This window comes from Arthrobacter luteolus NBRC 107841, from assembly GCF_001552075.1.
GTDB classification, from domain to species: Bacteria; Actinomycetota; Actinomycetes; order Actinomycetales; family Micrococcaceae; genus Arthrobacter_B; species Arthrobacter_B luteolus.
Window position 1 is genome coordinate 64,151 of sequence record NZ_BCQM01000006.1, and the last position, 17,801, is coordinate 81,951.

The following is a 17,801-nucleotide window of genomic DNA, read 5'->3' on the forward strand; positions in this document are numbered from 1 at the left end:
TCTCCGGTGGCGCTAGTAGGCGAAATCAAGGACGTCATCGGACTTCCGTCCGCCCGGTTTGTCCGGAGTATCCTCCGAGTCCGGACCGTCGCCGGAGCCGCCGGCGTGGACCAGCTCAGGCATCGCTGAGGGAACACCGCCCCGGACGTATTTGAAGAGCAGCCGCACCTCCACGACCAGCAGCGCCAGATAGACCACCGTGAAGGAGATGACCGAGAACATCAGCTCGGCACGGCTCACGCCCGGCGAGACGGCGGCCGCGGTGAACATAAACACGTTGTCGATGCCGCTGAAACTGGGGTTGGGCACAACCACGAAGGGCTGGCGGCCCATTTCGGTGAAGATCCAGCCGGCACTGTTGGCGCCGAAGGGTGCAAGGATTCCGAACACGGCCAGGCGCATCAGCCACTTGGACTGCGGAACGGTTCCCTTGCGGGTGACCCAGAGGGCGACGGCGGCGGCCGCAGCCGCGATGGCACCGAAGCCGATCATGATCCGGAATCCCCAGTACGTCACGGCCATCACGGGGAGGTAGTTAATTTCAGCCCCGGCCTGCTCGCCGTACATCGGATCATCCGGCAGATGGGTGCCGTACTTCTCCTGGTACTCCGGGATCAGGGTGTTGACGCCGTCCACGGGAGTGTCGAAGTCTCCGTTGGCCAGGAAGGACAGCAGGCCCGGGACCTCGATCAGGGTCTTGACGTCTTCGCAGTTCTTCGCGCCGACGTCACCGACGGACAGGACGGAGAACGCGGTTCCGTTATGGCAGGCGGCTTCAGCTGCAGCCATCTTCATGGGCTGCTGCTCGAACATCAGCTTGCCCTGCAGATCACCGGTGATCGCCGTGCCGGCAAACGCGACGACGGCGACGGCGGCACCAACCCGGAGGGCTTTGATCCAGACCGCATGGTCCGTCTTGTCGCGTCCGATGGCAGCGTTCTCGCCAACGACAACGCGGCCGTTCTCATCGACAGTGTCGATTCCGTCGCGGCGCCGCTTCCACAGGTGGTACCAGGAGATGCCCAGCAGGAACCCGCCGGCGACTGCGAAGGCACCGGTAATGGTGTGCGGGAAGGCGACCAGCAGCGTGTTGTTGGTCAGGACTGCCCAGATGTCAGTCATCACGGCACGGCCGTCAACCAGTTCAACACCAACCGGATGCTGCATCCAGGAGTTGGCCGCGAGGATGAAGTACGCGGACAGGGCGGAGGCGCCGGTGGCCAGCCAGATCGTGGCCAGGTGCAGCTTCTTGGGCAGTCTTTGCCAGCCAAAGATCCACAGCCCCAGGAACACCGATTCGGTGAAGAAGGCCAGCAGGGACTCAAGCGCCAGCGGGGCCCCGAAGACGTCGCCGACAAACCGGCTGTACTCGCTCCAGGCCATGCCGAACTGGAATTCCTGCACCAGGCCGGTGGCCACACCCATGATGAAGTTGATCAGGAAGAGTTTTCCCCAGAACTTGGTGAGGCGGAGGTACTCCTCCTTGCCGGTGCGGACCCAGGCGGTCTGCAGCGAGGCCACCACCAGGCCCAGGCCGATGGTCAGCGGAACCATCAGGAAGTGATAAACGGTCGTGATACCGAATTGCCAGCGGGCAATCTCCAGTGCTTCCACGCGAGGATTCCTTCAGTTGAGGCAAGTTCTACAAGACGTAGAACAGTGTTCTTCTACAGATCGTAGAACACTTCGGAGACTTATTTCTACAAGACGTAGAGACTAGTCCTGAAAAACGGTATTGTTAACCCCCTCGTCACAACTATCTGGGGCTGGCCTCGATGGACATCCAGCCCGGGGACACCCCCGGCCGGAACCAAGGACGGACCCAACGAAGAAGGAACGGAACATGGCGACTCTCGGAGAGCTTGAGCGGGCAATGATGGACTTGCTGTGGGAGTCCCCCGAAGCAGCCACCGCGAATGAACTGCGGGAACAGCTCGCACAGAATGATGCCGGCCGCGCCGAAGCCAAGGGCCTCGCCGTCACCACGGTGCTGACCGTTCTGTCCCGGCTCGAGAAAAAGGGCCTGGTGGCCCGCGAACGGGACATCCGGCCGCACCGCTACCGCGCTGTGACGTCGCGCGCGGAGCACACTGCCGAACTCATGCACGAGGTGCTGGGGTCCGCGAACGATCGTGAGGCCGTCCTGGCCCGGTTTGTCGGCTCCGTTTCCGCCACCGAAGCCCAGACTCTGCGCAAGCTGCTGGAAGGCGCCTAGTCCGGCCGGACAGCGCGCCATATGTTCTGGGCCTCTTATTTCCTCGCCGGGCTGGCGATCATCCTCGCCTGGCCCGTGCCCGTAGTGCTTTCCCGCGCCAAATGGCCGGCGCGCTCCCCCTTCACCGCCATGGTGCTGTGGCAGGCGATCGCCCTTGCGGGCGGACTCTCCATGATCGGCGCGATGCTGACCTGGGGTCTTGAACCCATTGGCGACAATCTGGCGCAGGGCATCGCCGCACTCTGGGACATCCTGGTCCAGCGCCGGCCGGCCGAGACGCTGGGCCTGGTCCATGTTTTCGCCATCAGCGCGGCCCTGCTGCTCTCAGCCCACCTCGTCTTCACGCTGCTGCTGACGTTTTACCGGATCCAGACCGCCCGGCGGCGCCACCGGGACATGCTCAACCTGCTCAGTTCTCCTTCGCTGGACAAACCAGCAACCCTGGTTATCCCGCATCCGTCACCGGTGGCGTACTGCCTGCCGGGTGGTGCGCAGTCCGTGACGGTGCTGTCCGACGGGCTGATGGACATGCTCACCGAGTCGGAACTGTCCGCCGTGATGACGCATGAAAAGGCGCATCTGAGCCAGCGCCACCACCTGCTGCTGTGGGCGTTTGCCGCGTGGCGGGCTGCGCTTCCCTGGCTTCCGACGTCCCAGCTGGCACAGCGGTCCGTCAACGAGCTGATCGAGATGCTCGCCGACGACGAAGCCCTGAAGAAGGTGGACCGGCAGACCCTCATCCGGGCCGTGGCCATCGTGGGATCGGGGTCCGGGTCAGAGTCCGCAGCCGGCGTCCCGGCTTCCGGCACCGCTGCGGTCAGCGGCGGCGGCAGCGCTGACGCCGGCGTCGGAATCGCCGGAAGGCTGAGCCGGCTGCTCACGCCGCAGCCTCCGCTGCCGCAGTGGGTCAGTGTGCTGATCCAGGCGTGCTCCGTGCTGCTCCTGGCGGTCCCTACCGTGCTCCTGTTTGCGCCCGGCCTGATTCACTGAGCCGGCCCCCTGGCTGAACCGGCTCCCTTCCCGGGGCGGCCCTAGGAAACCCTAGGCGTCGATCCGGTCCCGGTCCAGCAGGGCGGCACCTGCGATGATGAAGTCCTTGCGGGGGGCTACGTCGCTGCCCATCAGCAGTTCAAACGTGGCTTCGTCCACGTGCTGATTAGCTTCGGCTGCCTCGCTGAGGCGGATCCGGCGCAGCGTGCGGTGCCGCGGGTCCATGGTGGTTTCAGCCAGCTGGTCGGCGTCCATTTCACCCAGGCCCTTGTAGCGCTGGATGGGTTCCTTGTAGCGCTTGCCTTCCTTCTCCAGCCGGGACAGCAGCTGGTGCAGCTCTTTTTCGCTGTAGGTGTAGACCATCTCATTGGCCTTTGAACCGGAGTTGATTACCTCCACCCGGTGCAGCGGCGGGACGGCGGCATACACCCGGCCATCCTCTACCAGGGGCCGCATGTAGCGGAAGAACAGGGTAAGGAGCAGGGTGCGGATGTGCGCGCCGTCGACGTCTGCGTCGGTCATGAAAATCACCTTGCCGTAGCGGCGCGCATCAAGCTGGAAACTGCGTCCCGAGCCCGCGCCGACGACCTGGATCAAGGCAGCGCATTCGGCGTTGGAGAGCATGTCCGCCACGGAGGCCTTCTGCACGTTGAGGATCTTGCCGCGGATCGGCAGCAGCGCCTGGTAATCCGAGGAGCGTGCCATCTTGGCCGTACCCAGCGCCGAGTCACCTTCCACGATGAACAGTTCCGAACGCTCCGGGTCATCGATGCGGCAGTCGGCCAGCTTGACCGGCATGGAGGACGTCTCCAGCGCGTTCTTGCGGCGCTGGGTCTCCTTGTGCACGCGGGCGGAGATGCGGGACTTCATTTCCGAGACGACTTTTTCCAGCAGCTGGGCTGCCTGGGCCTTGTCTCCGCGGGCCGTGGAATTCAGCCGGGCAGTGATTTCCTTCTCGACGACTTTGGCCACGATGGCCCGGACGGCGGAGGTCCCGAGGATCTCCTTGGTCTGGCCTTCAAACTGGGGTTCGGCCAGCCGGACGGTGAGAACTGCGGTAAGGCCCGCGAAAACGTCGTCTTTCTCGATCTTGTCGCTGCCGGCCTTGAGCTTGCGTGCGTTGGCTTCGATCACCTTGCGGAAGGTCTTGAGGAGCGCCTGCTCGAAGCCGGCCTGGTGCGTGCCGCCCTTGGGCGTGGCAATGATGTTAACGAAGCTGCGCACGTTGGTTTCGTAGCCAATCCCCCAGCGCAGGGCAATGTCCACCTCGCAGTCGCGTTCCAGTTCGGTAATCTGACTGTGCCCCCGCTCGTCGAGGACCGGAACGGATTCCTTGAACTTGCCGGTGCCGTGCAGCCGCCAGATGTCCGTGACCGGTGCATCCGCAGCGAGGAAGTCAACAAACTCGGAGATGCCGCCGTCGTGGTGGAAAACCTCTTCGACGGGGCCGTCCTCCCCCGGAGTGCCGGGCAGCCGGCGTTCGTCGCGCAGCGTGATGCGCAGGCCGGGCACCAGGAAGGATGTCTGGCGGGCGCGCGCTTCGAGCTCCGGGTAGGAGAATTTTGCGTCGGGGGTGAAGATCTGCCGGTCGGCCCAGTACCGGATGCGGGTGCCGGTTACCCCGCGCTTGGCCTTCCCGACCACTTCCAGTTTGGAGCTCTCAAGGAAGGGCGTGAATTTTGCGTCCGGGGACGGCTTGGACCCGGTGTCGGCGAAAACGCCCGGCTCCCCGCGGCGGAAGGTCATCTGGTAGGTCTTGCCTGCCCGGTCCACCTGGACATCGAGCCGGGAGGAGAGCGCATTAACAACTGATGCGCCGACGCCGTGCAGGCCGCCGGAGGCTGCGTAGGATCCGCCGCCGAATTTGCCGCCCGCGTGGAGCTTGGTGAACACAACCTCGACGCCGGAGAGGCCGGTCTTTGGCTCGATGTCCACCGGGATGCCGCGGCCGTCGTCGTGGATTTCCACGGAGTTATCCGCGTGCAGGATGATCCGGATGCTCTGGCCGTGGCCGGCGAGGGCCTCATCCACCGAGTTGTCGATGATCTCCCAAAGGCAGTGCATCAGACCGCGGGAGTCGGTGGAGCCGATGTACATGCCGGGCCGTTTGCGCACGGCTTCCAGGCCCTCGAGCACGGAAAGGTGTCGGGCGTTGTACTCAGTATCCAGGGGAACCACGTGTGCTGAACTCCTCGGGCCGGGGCGCGGCCTGTTGTACGGCGGATAGCCTTGACGGCTTGGGAACCGGCGGAAACCGGCCTCTCTCTAGGTTAATGCCCGGCGGTGACTCCGCCCGCCAGCGACTCAGCCGCCGGGGTTTTTCCCGGTGATGTCCGCGTCACTACGGCCGGGCCCGCAGGGCAGGTTTCCTACGCGCAGAGCGAAAGACACGCCCTGATGGAAAGGCTTGCCGCGCAAAGGTGGTTATATGAAGTATCAACACCCTTAAGGAGGCACTCATGACAGCAGCAGTTGCTACCCGTCATCTCAACACGCTGGACCGCTGTGACCGCTGCGGTGCACAGGCGTATGTTCGTGCGGTACTCGAATCCTCCGGTGGGGAACTGCTCTTCTGCGCTCATCATGCCCGTGCGGTGGAGGCCAATCTTCGGCCCCTGACGTCCGAGTGGCAGGATGAAAGCGCACGGCTGCACCAGAAGGCCGGCGTTTCGGAAGAGTAATTCCGCACCGGCATTTCCAGACTTAACGAAGGCCCCTCCCGGCGGGAGGGGCCTTCGTTTTGCCCGGATCTTTCTTTGCGCGGATACTTCAGTGCCCCGGCTCAGGGGTGTCCCGCAGCAGCTGCTGCGGGACACTCTTTGTTAACCCTCCGCGGACAGGTGCCCGTGGACCAGGTCCGGTTCCGGAGCCAGTTCCTGCAGGACCGCGCTGCAGGCGCTGGGAACCGGCTCGACGATCCGTGCCACGCCGGTCCGGCTGAGCCTGCGCGCCGTTTCACTGAGCGGGCCGCCGGCAATGATGACCGACTCGGCGCCGTCGTTCCGGCTGGACTCCCGGACTGCTGCTGCGAGTTCGAGGAACTGCTGCTCGGGGTCGGCAGCGAGAACCAGTGGCGCGGACCCGGTGAGCCGAACACCGGTAAACCACTGGCCGCAGCCGTGCTCCTCCACCAGGGCCGTCAGGGAACCGGCCAGCAGCGGGGTGCTGGTTGCCATGCCAAATGGGCGCCCTGCTCCGCAGGCTGACCGGATGGAGGCCTGGCCGATACCGATCACCGGGATGTCCAGCGCTTCGTCGAGCGCCCGCCTGCCCGGGTCGCCGATGGCAGCGACAACCACGGCCTTCACGTTCGGTGCGCCCGGCCCCTCCAGATAACGGAAGACAGCGTCCCGCACATGCTGTGCCGATTCTGCCAGCGCATCCGGATCAAGGATCATCCGCGGGCCGGCAGCGGCGGTCAGGGCAACCACTTCAATTCCCCGGGGCCCGAGGATGTCTGCGGCGATTCCAGCCATCAGGCTGGTCGTCGCCTGGTTGGTGTTGGGATTAACCAGGAGCACTTTGCCCCCTGTGGCAGGCCTAGTGCCCATAGATGGCTCCTCCCTCTTCATCAGCGTCCTCTTCCAGCGGCTGGCCGAACGTCTCCGGCGGGAACTGGACAGCGATCGCCAGAATAACGAACAGGCAGGCCAGAGCCGTAAACATGCCCATGAGTCCGGCAGTGTCAAAAATGACGCCGGAGATCAGGGGGAAAAGCCCGCCCGACAGCGAACCCGCCGCCAGGATAATGGAGGTGCCGAAGCCACGGGTGCGGGTCGGGTACAGTTCCGGGGCAAACAGCCAGATGGTCGTATTGAGGATAATGACCGCAAAGTTGAAGACGGCGCCGAAGAGGACGACGAGGGAAATGTCTGTTGCCAGGAAGGCCATCGACAGCCCCGCCGCACACCCCAGGACCGCCGCACCGGTGAGCACTTTTTTGCGCGGGAGACGGCTGGCCATGTAGGCAGCGGCGCAGGCGCCCACGAGCGACCCGGACTGCATGATGAGGGTGAACCAGAGACTGGTGTTCACCTCATAGCCGCGGGACACCAAAATGGTGGGCATCAGGGTAAGCATGGAGATCTGGGCTGCGTAGGACATGCACACCGCGATGCACATCAGCACGGTCCGCCGCAGGAGGCGGCCCCGCAGCGCGTCCTTCCAATGGCCCTTGGACTCGGTGACAACAGGGTCCGGAAGAGCCGTGATGTAGGTGTCCGGATCATCGATCCGTCCGGCCAGTTTGTTCCGGGCCAGCCGGGTGATCACGAGGTTCGCTTCGTCGAGCCGCCCCTGGGAAGCCAGGAACCGGGGTGTTTCCGGAACATAGCGGCGGAAGAACATCACCAGGAGGGCCGGGATGAAGAGCAGGCCGAAGACCCACCGCCACTTGTCCGGGCCGTCGAAAAGCGTGAAGACGAGGATGCCGAAGGCCGGCGCCAGCATGTTGCCAAGGCCCGCGGCGGTCACGTTGATCAGGCCAACGGCCGTTCCACGGTGCTTTGCCGCGAAGAACTCGGCCATCATGATCACCGCGACTGCGATTTCACCACCCAGGCCGAATCCCACAATGAAGCGGCCGGCGGCAAGGACGGGGTAGTTCGGGGCCAGCGCACACAGCAGTGATCCCCCGGCGAAAATGATCAGGTTGATCATCAGCATGTTCCGGCGGCCGTATTTGTCCATAATGAGGCCGGTAGCCAGCCGCCCCAAGGCCGTGGCTGTGAAGGTCATGGTGTTCAGGAATCCGATCTCACCTGCTCCCAGACCCCAGGACTCGCGCAGGACAGGGCCCGTGATACCCACAGCGTTCTGTTCCAGCGCATCAAAGAACACGCCCAGCAGAATCATCACCACGATCTGGCGGTGGGCCCCAGTGACGCCGATACGCTGGTAGGCGCCTTCTATCTGATGGCCGAGGCTGGTTTTCGAACTCCCAGCTTCCGCAACTTTCTCTTCCAATGTCCGCTCCTTTGAGCTCAGCAGCCGGGCACTCACCTTTGAGTACGCAAAGTCGACTTCCACATCGTGGATATTCCTTATCACTGAGAGGAATATGTGAGCTAAGTTACATTAGAGCGGAGGGGTGTTCAACGGTTCCGGGGAATCGCTCTCCAGTAAGGCCTTTTCGGCGTCATGTTGGGGCGCGAAGACACAAACACCTGGGCAATGAACCGCCTCACGGCACACAAAAGGGCCTGAGCCCGGTGTGTTACCGGATTCAGGCCCTTGTGGGCTATGCCTGTTTAGCTGTGTCTTTTTGACTGTACCTATTTAGCTGTGTCTTTTTGACTGTTGCTGCCGCGGCTGGCGGCAGCAACGGCCTGGCTTAGTCCAGGTAGTCGCGCAGGACCTGTGACCGTGACGGGTGGCGCAGCTTGGACATGGTCTTGGACTCGATCTGGCGGATCCGCTCGCGGGTCACGCCGTAAACCTTGCCGATCTCGTCCAGGGTCTTGGGCTGACCGTCGGTGAGGCCGAAACGCATGGCCACAACGCCGGCTTCCCGCTCGGACAGGGTGTCCAGGACGGAATGCAGCTGTTCCTGCAGCAGCGTGAAGCTTACTGCGTCAGCCGGCACCACAGCTTCGGAGTCCTCGATCAGGTCGCCGAACTCCGAGTCGCCGTCCTCACCAAGCGGGGTGTGCAGCGAAATCGGCTCGCGGCCGTACTTCTGGACCTCAACAACCTTTTCCGGCGTCATGTCCAGTTCCAGTGCCAGTTCCTCGGGAGCCGGTTCGCGGCCGAGGTCCTGAAGCATCTGCCGCTGGACACGGGCAAGTTTGTTGATGACTTCAACCATGTGCACCGGGATACGGATGGTGCGTGCCTGGTCGGCCATGGCGCGGGTGATCGCCTGACGGATCCACCAGGTGGCGTACGTCGAGAACTTGAAGCCCTTGGTGTAGTCGAACTTCTCCACCGCACGGATCAGGCCCAGGTTGCCTTCCTGGATCAGGTCCAGGAAGAGCATGCCGCGGCCGGTGTAGCGCTTGGCCAGGGACACGACGAGGCGCAGGTTCGCTTCAAGCAGGTGGTTCTTGGCGCGCTTGCCGTCGTGGATGATCTGCTGCAGATCCCGCTTCAGCTTGGGATCCATGTCCGGATCCGCCGCGATCTTCTCTTCGGCGTACAGGCCGGCCTCGATACGCAGTGCCAGATCAACTTCCTGCTCTGCGTTAAGCAGTGCCACCTTGCCGATCTGCTTCAGGTAATCCTTGACGGGGTCTGCCGTAGCGCCCGCGGACACCACCTGCTGGGCGGGGGCGTCGTCGTCGTCAGCGTCGGAGTAAACGAATCCGGATCCGGTGGGCGCAGCTTCAGGCGCGTCACCCTCGGCAGCATCGGTGTCCACGTCGGCGGGATCGACCTCAGTCTCTTCGGACTGGGCGTCGGCGTCCTCGGCTGCCTTCTTCGCTGCCGCGGTCTTGGCGGCGGCGGTCTTGGCCGGGGCCTTGCGGGCTGCCGGCTTGCGGGCTGGTTTGGCGGCCGTCTTGGTGGCTGCGGCTGCGGCTGCCTCGGCAACCTCGGGTGCGGCAGTCACAGTGTCAGTCTCTTTGACAGCAGTTGTCTTTCTCGCGGACACAGAAAACCTTTCAATACGGCGGGCTGCGGCGCCACCATGGGGGCAACACCACTATGACCCTGTCAAGTCCGTGCTAAAACCAAATGGTCGGTGCGCGGGATGCTTTCTATGAAAACGCACCGCGCCCGGTTCCTTATTCCCTCCGTTTGTCAACGGAAGGTGTGGAACGACACTTGATACACGAACCCAACCGGGTCTCGGTTCCCATTGTCGCATGTTTTCGGTCAACCACCAGCACACCGGCCGGCCCTGAGGACACCGTGTCTGCCGGCAGAGAACGGGGGCTGAAAGGCGCGGATCAGCCCGGGGCCTAGCCTGTGCCGCCGCCCCGCCAGGCGGTCTGCGGAGACTGCGACCATTCCGGAAGCTCACCCTGCATCACAAGGGCCTGCAGCAGCTGTGCCAGCCGGTAGCCCGGCTGGACGCGCAGGGCCCCCGACAGACAGAGATCTGCCCGGGAACTGCGTCCACGGGCCCACTCCAGCCAACCAAGCAGCGTCAGCACCGCTGCCGCCGATTCGCCGGACGCGGGCCCCAGCAGGGATGTGAGCGCCCCATGTGCGCGGTCCAGGCTGTCCCAATCGGGGACCAGGCTCCCCCGGCCAATTAGGACATTGCGGAAGACGCTGCGGGCTTCCAGGGTTCCGGCCTGCGGCAGGCCGGAACCCTTCCCACCTCCGGCCTCCCCGCCTGCACCCCACCCTTCGAGGCCGAGCCAGTACCGTGCGCCGGCTGCCGCGGCCGGCAGACCCATGGCCGCCAGCACCAGCACCGCATCCCTGACCGGCTTGGATTCCAGGCTCGCCAGGAGCAAGCCGTCACGCTCCGGGGTGCGGTGCCCCCTGAAACACTCATGCCAGGCCTCGAGCGTCCGGATGAAATGTTCCGGCTGTGTCCATCTGCCTGCCAGGCGCCTCCGGCTGGCTGCCTGGCTCCTGGCAGTCACAGGATCGGACGGGCCGCTGCCGGGGGAATTAATGCCCCGCAGCCCGGCATCAGCCTGCAGCGATGAGGCGTAGGCGCTGCCCCGGAAAACAAGTTCAGCGTTGAGCCGGCTTCCCGCGATCTGGTCAAGCGGAAAGCCCGGCCAGGGACAGCATTCCTGCGACGTGCAGAAGTAATCCCGCCAGTGACCGTTTCCGGACAGCCAGCCGTTCCGCAGCTCCAGCCCCCGCGACGCGAGGCCTTCACGAAGGCGGCCCACCAGTCCGTTGTAGGGCGGGGGCTCTCCGGCAGCCCAGGGCTGCTCCGTGTACACGATCACGAGGGCACCATCAGCCTCTTCGTCGCCGCTTAGGAGGCTGCAGATCCGGGCACAGTAGGCGGCTTCGAAGCCGGTGTCTGCGGTCCGCCGCCCGGTTTTTCCCCTGCGGGGGCCGGTGTTACGGCTTGGAAGATCGAGCCGCAGCGTGGCCCCGAGTCTGCGTCCGCGGAGGGCCAAAAGGACCAGCGATTCCTCCGGCGCGAAGCCCAGGCAGTGCGGCACGAACGCCAGGATGTCCTCCGGCGATCCCGCCGACAGCCCGGTGTTGCCGGTACTCCCGAACGGGTCCGGTCCGAAGGCCTCCGGCCCTGCGGCTGCGCCCGGCGGCTTCTCCGGGACGCTGCCGGCAGCAGAACCACCGGGAGAACCGGTGCCCGCACGGAGCGGCGCGCTGCCCGCTCCAGGAGGTACCCGCCGGCCGGCGTGATCGGAGGAGACGTGGTCTGAGGCGCCGTGATCGGCGGCGGAATAACCTGGTGCCGAGCTGTCCGCCAGGGGCTTTCCGGAGCTGTGTGGTTCGTTCATCCGGCAAGCCTGCGCTGCGCAGGAGCGCGCCGGACGGCGCCTGGACGCCGTTGTGGACGGGGTCCGGTCCCTGCCTCCGCCGACCTGCGATGTGGAGGAGCAGTGGATGTGGAGGAGCAGTGGATGTGGAGGAGCAGTGGATGTGGAGGTGCAGTGAATGTGGAGGAGCAGTGAATGTGGAGGAGCAGTGTTTGAAGAAGCCGTCTTTGAAGCAGCGGTGTTTTGGACGCCCGGGGCTTTGGAGGAGCCCTGTAGTGGAGGAGCCCTGTAGTGGAAGAGCAGTGCCGCTGGCGGACCGGGGCCGGGGCAGACGCCGTCGTCACATGCGGCCCGCCGGCGGGCGGGATGTGACGACGCGGCGGGCGGGCTAGTCCCCGGCCGGAGTGTCCTGCCCGGCGCTCCCCCGGCTTTGGCGCTCGTCCCGCCGGCGCTGGCGTTCCCGGGCCAGGGCTTCCCGCAGCGGGGGAAGATGCAGACCCTCCCCTGCCATGCGCGTACGGACCATGCTGCGGCTCCGCAGGATTCCGGCAACACCAAGGCCCATCACACCAAACTGGACGGCGAGGGCTATGCGGAAGGAGGAGAGGTTGTACAGGTCACCGTTCGAAAAACCGCTGGAATACAGCAGGTCCAGGACCAGCCCGATCAGGTACATCGAGATCAGGGACGCCAGGAACCCGCCAATGTTCACGATTCCGGTTGCCGTTCCCAGGCGGCTGCTCGGGTTGAAGGTCCGGGCGAAGTCAAAGCCGATCATGGACCCCGGCCCCCCAACTGCGAGCACGGCCACGAGAATCAGGAGCAGCCAGACCGGCGCCGGGCCGGGCCAGACCATCACCGCAAGCCAAGCTGCGGCCATGGCTCCGGCGATCAGCAGCACCATCAGGGAACGGCGCAGCGGATGCCGGCCCACCCAGGTTCCCAGCCAGGGTCCGCAGAGGATTGCCACGGTGACGAAGAACGTCATCAGGAACGAGGCGGTGGCCGGGGTGACCTTCTCAGCGCTGACCAGGTACGGGTAGCCCCACATCATCACGAAGACCGTGCCGGGAAACTGGATGGTGAAGTGCGTCCAGAGACCCAGCCGGGTGCCGGGATGCCGCCAGGCCGCTGCGAGGGAGGAACCGCCGGCCTGCCCGGCAGCAGGCGCCGCGCTGCTGCCCGCGGGGCGGTTGCGGATCAGCGCGGCCGCAAGGACCAGGGCCAGCACAGACAGTGCTGCGGCGCTGATAAACGCGGTGTTCCAGCCAAAACTGCGCAGCACGAAGGCGAAGGGAATGGCACTGGCGATCTGCCCGAGCTGCCCGACGATGCCGGTCCACTGCGTCAGGATGGGCACTCTTGCCGCCGGGAACCAGGCCGGCAGCAGCCGGAGCACCGAGATGAAGGTCAGGGCGTCACCCGCGCCCACCAGGGAACGGCCCGCGATGCCGGCGGTAACGGAGTCCGCAACGGCGAGCTGAAACTGGCCGGCACACATTAGCGCCGCACCGGCCGCAATCAGCAGCCTTGGACCAAACCGGTCCACCAGCATGCCCACCGGGATCTGCAGGCCCGCATAAACCAGCAGCTGCACAACCGTGAAGACGGACAGCACCGAAGCAGTCGCCGAGAAACGTTCGGTTGCTTCAACTCCGGCGACGCCGAAGGCCGTGCGCTGGGTAACGGCCACCATGTACGCAAAAACACCGGCTCCCCAGACGAGCCAGGCTCCCTTATGCTTCACGCTGCCCTCCCCGCGGCAGCGCTGGGGCTGCTACCCGGCCGGGGGCGTCCCCGCTCCACCGGAACGTCCGGGATCTTCGTCCCTGCCGGGAAGCGCGGTGGGGCCATTCGGTTCAACAGTGTCCTCGTCCTTCGTTACCTGCTGCGGATCGGGCTCTTCCGCGGATTCCTGGCCCAGCGCATCAAGCAGCGCCTCTGTTTCTTCCTCGGCCTGTGGGCTCGCAAGGTAGGCCTCGACGGCGGCGCCCAGTTCTTCGGCGTCGGGCAGCTCGTCGTTGTCCTTGACCAGGAGCGAGCGGCGGGCGGTGCTGCCGGTGAACTCGTCGTAGCGGCTTTCGAGGGTTGCGACGACACCCCGCACCTCCGCCGACGCTTCAACCTGTTCTGCAATCTGCTTGCCAACCTCGCGGCCGGCCTCACGGAGCCGGTCGGTGGGCAGCATCAGGTTGGCGGCGGCACCAAGGTATTCGAGCGCCGCCACGGCGGCTGGAGGAAACTCGGCGTCTGAAAGATAGTGCGGTACGTGCACCACGTGCCCGATGACGTCAACGCCGGCTTCGGTGAGCCTCAGTTCGAGCAGATGCCCGACGGCGGCCTGAATCTGGGCGGTCGGCTTCCAGGAGCTGATTCCCTCGATCAGGTCCGGACGGTTGCCGTGGGCTGTCACGCCGATCGGCCGGGTGTGCGGCACCGGCATGGGCACGGAATGCACCCAGGCCACCAGCGAAACCTCCAGGGTTTCAACAATCCGCAAAACAGCGGCCGTGAACCGCTCCCACTGGAAGTCCGGTTCAAATCCGGTGAGGAAAAGAAATGGTTCCCCGAGCCCGTCATAAAAGCGGTGAAGCTCGATTCGGGGCGGCTCATAGCCGGTGAAGTGGTCTTCCACGAAAGTCAGCTGGGGGCGGCGCGCCCGGTAGTCAATGAGCTGGTCCGCATCGAACGTCGCCACCAGCTCGTGCTCCAGGTTCTCGAACAGTTCGTCCCGCACCTGGCTTACTACGTGGCCTGCCTCGCCGAAACCGGTGAAACCGGCGATCAGCCGAAGGCCGCGCAGGTCAGCGGATGCGGCCAGTTCCGGGTTCAGGTTAAACAGGGTCAGCGGATCAAGCATGGTCTTACCTTCCTGCAACTCGTCCCGTTTGGTCGGCGGGCGGCGCTCTACAAAACAAGCGCGGTGTTGTCTATCCCTTACTACAGGGTAAACGTCATCGGGGACCCGATTCATTCCGGACCGCCGTGCGGCATCGGCCTGCCGGGCTTCGGAGAGACTACGATCGGTAAAGCAGAGCGTTACCAAACAGACAAAAACGTGAGGATGAAGCTTCGTGAGCAAAGCCAGTGAGCCCGACCTGCAGGTGGTTTCCCGGGATGCGCGCAAGGTCGCAGCGCAGGCCCTGGTAGTGGGGGTTGGGCAAAGCCCGGATGGCCCCGTGCTGGTTGACAGTCCGCTTTCGCAGAAGGCGTCTTCCGCCCTCGCCGGCTCCTTTGCCCTGCTCGGGGTCACCGGCGCCCCGGACCAGGTTGTCCGGATCCCGGGCCTGCCGGAGCACGATGCCCAGATGCTGGTTCTCGCCGGGCTCGGACCGGTTTCGGCCGGCGAATCCCTGAGCCCGGAAACCCTCCGCCGCTCCGCCGGTTCCGCGGTGCGTCAGCTGGCCGGGACAAAGAGCGTGGTCCTGGCACTCCCGGCGGCCACCATCGAGGACGCAGCCGCCGTCGCGGAAGGCGCCCTGCTCGGCGCCTACAGCTTCACTGAGTACCGCAGCGCGCATGCCTCGAAGGCTCCCGCCCCGGTGTCCCTGATTACCGTTGTCACCTCAGCGGCAAATGACGCAGCCCTGAAACCGGCAGTTGAACGGGCGCGGATCCTGGGCCGGGCCGTCAACGCCACCCGTTCCCTGGTTAACCAGCCCCCCAGCCACCTCTACCCGGAGAGCTTCGCCGCGGCAGCCCGCGACGCGGCCAAATCCCTGCCGGTCAAAGTGACGGTGTGGGACGAGAAGAAGCTGGAACGCGAGGGCTTCGGCGGCATCCTTGGCGTCGGCAAGGGCTCAGCCCGCCCGCCCCGCCTGGTCAAAGTCGAATATGCCCCTGCCCGGGCCAAAGCAAAGCTGGCCCTGGTCGGCAAGGGCATCACCTTCGATACCGGCGGCATCTCGCTGAAACCGGCCGCCGGCATGCAGGCCATGAAATCGGACATGGGCGGCGCCGCCGTCGTCCTTAACGCCCTGCTGGCGGTTGCCGAACTGGGGCTGCCCGTAAAGGTGACAGCCTGGCTGTGCCTGGCCGAAAACATGCCTTCCGGAACGGCGCAGCGGCCCTCCGATGTGCTGACCACCTACGGCGGGCGCACCGTGGAGGTCCTCAATACCGACGCCGAAGGCCGTCTGGTGATGGCCGACGGCCTGGCTGCCGCCAGCGAGGAGGCGCCGGATGTCCTGATCGACGTCGCCACCCTGACCGGCGCCCAGATGGTCGCCCTGGGCAACCGCGTCTCCGCCGTGATGGGCGAAGACGGCGTCCGGGATGCGGTGAAAGCCGCAGCGGACCGCGCCGGTGAACTGTTCTGGCCGATGCCCCTTCCGGAGGAGCTGCGGGCCAGCCTGGATTCACAGACAGCGGACCTTGCGAACATCGGTGAACGCTTCGGCGGCATGATGACGGCAGCGGTCTTCCTGCGCGAGTTTGTCGGCGAAGTCGACGGCGTGAAGATCCCCTGGGCGCACCTGGATATCGCCGGGCCCGCATTCAACGAAAGCGCCCCCTACGGCTACACCCCGAAGGAAGGGACCGGCGTCGCCGTCCGCACCCTGGTTGCTTACGCCGAAGACGTGATCTCGCGCTCGGTATAACACCCATTAGTGTTACCTGCGCAACGTATTAGGCAATTGTTGCGCGTGTTTCTCCTAACAATCCCTATTCCGCTGCCATTGCCGAGTGGCTGAGGCACAAAGGGGGAGATAGTGTGAGACCTGATCACAACCGCCCAAATCACTAACCGACGCGCCCTAAGTGCGTCAACCGATTACGCGAGGGAGCGTCCACGTGGCCGATAAGGCAACTGCGCAAGAATTCGACATCCTGATCCTCGGAGGGGGCAGCGGCGGATACGCCGCAGCCCTGCGATCCGTGGAACTGGGTTTTTCCGTTGGCCTCATCGAGAAGGGGAAGCTCGGCGGCACCTGCCTGCATAACGGCTGTATCCCGACCAAGGCCCTGCTGCACTCGGCTGAAATCGCCGAGAATGCAAAGACGGCGGAGAAATACGGGATCAAGGCCACGTTCGACTCCGTGGACATGAACGCAGTGAACTCCTACAAGGACAACATCATTGCCGGCAAGTTCCGCGGCCTGCAGGGCCTGATCAAGTCCAAGGGCGTCACCGTGATCGAGGGCGAAGGCCGTCTCACGAGTGAAAAGACCATTGAGGTGAACGGCGAAACCTACACGGGTTCCAACATCATCCTCGCCACCGGTTCCTACTCCCGCTCACTGCCGGGCCTGGAAATCGGCGGCCGTGTGCTGACGTCGGACCAGGCGCTGAACCTGGACTACGTCCCCAAGAGCGCCATCATCCTCGGCGGCGGCGTCATCGGCGTCGAATTTGCCTCCGTCTGGAACTCCTTCGGCGTGGACGTCACCATCATCGAGGGCCTCCCCTCCCTGGTCCCCAACGAAGACGCGGCCATCATCAAGAACCTGGAGCGCGCCTACAAGAAGCGCGGCATCAAGTTCAACACCGGCACCTTCTTCGACAAGGTCGAGCAGAACGACGACGGCGTCAAGGTCACCCTGGTGGACGGCAAGACCTTCGAAGCGGATCTGCTTCTGGTCGCCGTCGGCCGCGGTCCCGTCACCGCCAACCTGGGCTATGAAGAGGCCGGCCTCACCATGGACCGCGGCTTCGTTATCACCAACGACCGCCTGCACACCGGCGTCGGCAACGTCTACGCCGTCGGCGACATTGTTCCCGGCCTGCAGCTGGCGCACCGCGGTTTCCAGCAGGGCATCTTTGTGGCCGAGGAAATTGCCGGCCTGAAGCCCGTTGTGGTCGAAGACGTCAACATCCCGAAGGTCACGTACTGCGAGCCGGAAATCGCCTCGGTTGGCCTGACCGAGGCCAAGGCCAAGGAAAAGCTCGGTGCCGAGAACGTCCAGGTGCAGGAATACAACCTGGCCGGCAACGGCAAGACCTCGATTCTCGGCAGCTCCGGCCTGATCAAGATGGTGCGGGAGAAGGATGGCCCCATCATTGGTGTCCACATGATCGGCGGCCGCATCGGCGAGCAGATCGGTGAAGCACAGCTGATCGTGAACTGGGAAGCCTACCCGGAGGACCTGGCCGGCCTGCTCCACGCCCACCCCACCCAGAACGAAGCCCTCGGCGAGGCTGCCATGGCCCTTGCCGGCAAGCCGCTGCACGGCTGACACACAGCAAGTATTCCCTGGTGCACCCGGCAGCATTGATGCCGGGTGCACTAGGCTTCAAA

The 17,801-nt window shown here is 64.9% G+C and carries 12 protein-coding genes and 1 pseudogene; 5 read left to right on the forward strand and 8 right to left on the reverse strand.

What is annotated here, in order from left to right:
- Nucleotides 1–12: 12 nt before the first annotated feature.
- A complete protein-coding gene (locus tag AL3_RS12150; RefSeq protein ID WP_066301182.1) occupies nucleotides 13–1,614 on the reverse strand; it encodes a cytochrome ubiquinol oxidase subunit I in 1,602 nt (533 codons plus the stop codon).
- 229 nt (nucleotides 1,615–1,843) lie between these two features.
- Here AL3_RS12150 and AL3_RS12155 point away from each other — a divergent pair, with 229 nt between their 5' ends.
- Complete coding sequence (locus tag AL3_RS12155) at nucleotides 1,844–2,215, forward strand: BlaI/MecI/CopY family transcriptional regulator (protein ID WP_066301185.1); 372 nt, start codon at nucleotides 1,844–1,846, stop codon at nucleotides 2,213–2,215.
- Nucleotides 2,216–2,236: 21 nt separating this feature from the next.
- Complete coding sequence (locus tag AL3_RS12160; protein ID WP_066301187.1) at nucleotides 2,237–3,205, forward strand: M56 family metallopeptidase; 969 nt, start codon at nucleotides 2,237–2,239, stop codon at nucleotides 3,203–3,205.
- 51 nt (nucleotides 3,206–3,256) lie between these two features.
- Here AL3_RS12160 and AL3_RS12165 read toward each other — a convergent pair whose 3' ends face one another.
- Nucleotides 3,257–5,383: a DNA gyrase/topoisomerase IV subunit B gene (locus AL3_RS12165; protein ID WP_066301189.1), complete on the reverse strand. Its 2,127-nt coding sequence runs from the start codon at nucleotides 5,381–5,383 to the stop codon at nucleotides 3,257–3,259.
- A gap of 281 nt (nucleotides 5,384–5,664) precedes the next feature.
- On the opposite strand from AL3_RS12165, the gene AL3_RS12170 reads away from it, so the two are divergent.
- A complete protein-coding gene (locus AL3_RS12170; RefSeq protein WP_066301192.1) occupies nucleotides 5,665–5,886 on the forward strand; it encodes a DUF7455 domain-containing protein in 222 nt (73 codons plus the stop codon).
- 141 nt (nucleotides 5,887–6,027) lie between these two features.
- Here the strand turns inward: AL3_RS12170 and AL3_RS12175 are convergent, their stop codons facing one another.
- The 6 genes and pseudogenes from AL3_RS12175 to AL3_RS12200 form a co-directional block, all read right to left on the reverse strand.
- Entirely contained in the window at nucleotides 6,028–6,756 is a 729-nt protein-coding gene (locus AL3_RS12175; protein ID WP_066301195.1) for an aspartate/glutamate racemase family protein, read from the reverse strand.
- Entirely contained in the window at nucleotides 6,746–8,170 is a 1,425-nt protein-coding gene (locus tag AL3_RS12180) for an MFS transporter (protein ID WP_066301525.1), read from the reverse strand. Before AL3_RS12180 ends, AL3_RS12175 begins: the two co-directional genes overlap by 11 nt.
- Before the next feature lie 367 nt (nucleotides 8,171–8,537).
- A complete protein-coding gene (locus AL3_RS12185; protein WP_255220898.1) occupies nucleotides 8,538–9,794 on the reverse strand; it encodes an RNA polymerase sigma factor in 1,257 nt (418 codons plus the stop codon).
- 310 nt (nucleotides 9,795–10,104) lie between these two features.
- The gene (locus AL3_RS12190; RefSeq protein WP_066301200.1) at nucleotides 10,105–11,583 is read right to left on the reverse strand and encodes a DUF4192 domain-containing protein; all 1,479 of its coding nucleotides are present in this window, start codon (nucleotides 11,581–11,583) and stop codon (nucleotides 10,105–10,107) included.
- A 367-nt stretch (nucleotides 11,584–11,950) separates the two neighbouring features.
- Nucleotides 11,951–13,258, reverse strand: coding sequence for an MFS transporter (locus AL3_RS12195; protein ID WP_066301527.1), 1,308 nt, complete (start codon nucleotides 13,256–13,258; stop codon nucleotides 11,951–11,953).
- A gap of 270 nt (nucleotides 13,259–13,528) precedes the next feature.
- Nucleotides 13,529–14,422, reverse strand: a pseudogene (locus AL3_RS12200) (proteasome assembly chaperone family protein); the annotation flags it as partial.
- 214 nt (nucleotides 14,423–14,636) lie between these two features.
- Here AL3_RS12200 and AL3_RS12205 point away from each other — a divergent pair.
- The gene (locus tag AL3_RS12205) at nucleotides 14,637–16,163 is read left to right on the forward strand and encodes a leucyl aminopeptidase (RefSeq protein ID WP_066301202.1); all 1,527 of its coding nucleotides are present in this window, start codon (nucleotides 14,637–14,639) and stop codon (nucleotides 16,161–16,163) included.
- Between the two features lie 193 nt (nucleotides 16,164–16,356).
- Nucleotides 16,357–17,739: a dihydrolipoyl dehydrogenase gene (gene lpdA, locus AL3_RS12210; protein ID WP_066301204.1), complete on the forward strand. Its 1,383-nt coding sequence runs from the start codon at nucleotides 16,357–16,359 to the stop codon at nucleotides 17,737–17,739.
- The last annotated feature ends 62 nt before the right edge of the window (nucleotides 17,740–17,801 follow it).

Coding starts and splice junctions, on each gene's coding strand:
- AL3_RS12195 (WP_066301527.1), bottom strand. CDS start 13,258: ATGGTGGCCGTTACCCAGCGCACGGCCTTCGGCGTCGCCGGAGTTGAA.
- AL3_RS12190 (WP_066301200.1), bottom strand. CDS start 11,583: ATGAACGAACCACACAGCTCCGGAAAGCCCCTGGCGGACAGCTCGGCA.
- AL3_RS12155 (WP_066301185.1), top strand. CDS start 1,844: ATGGCGACTCTCGGAGAGCTTGAGCGGGCAATGATGGACTTGCTGTGG.
- AL3_RS12175 (WP_066301195.1), bottom strand. CDS start 6,756: ATGGGCACTAGGCCTGCCACAGGGGGCAAAGTGCTCCTGGTTAATCCC.
- AL3_RS12170 (WP_066301192.1), top strand. CDS start 5,665: ATGACAGCAGCAGTTGCTACCCGTCATCTCAACACGCTGGACCGCTGT.
- AL3_RS12160 (WP_066301187.1), top strand. CDS start 2,237: ATGTTCTGGGCCTCTTATTTCCTCGCCGGGCTGGCGATCATCCTCGCC.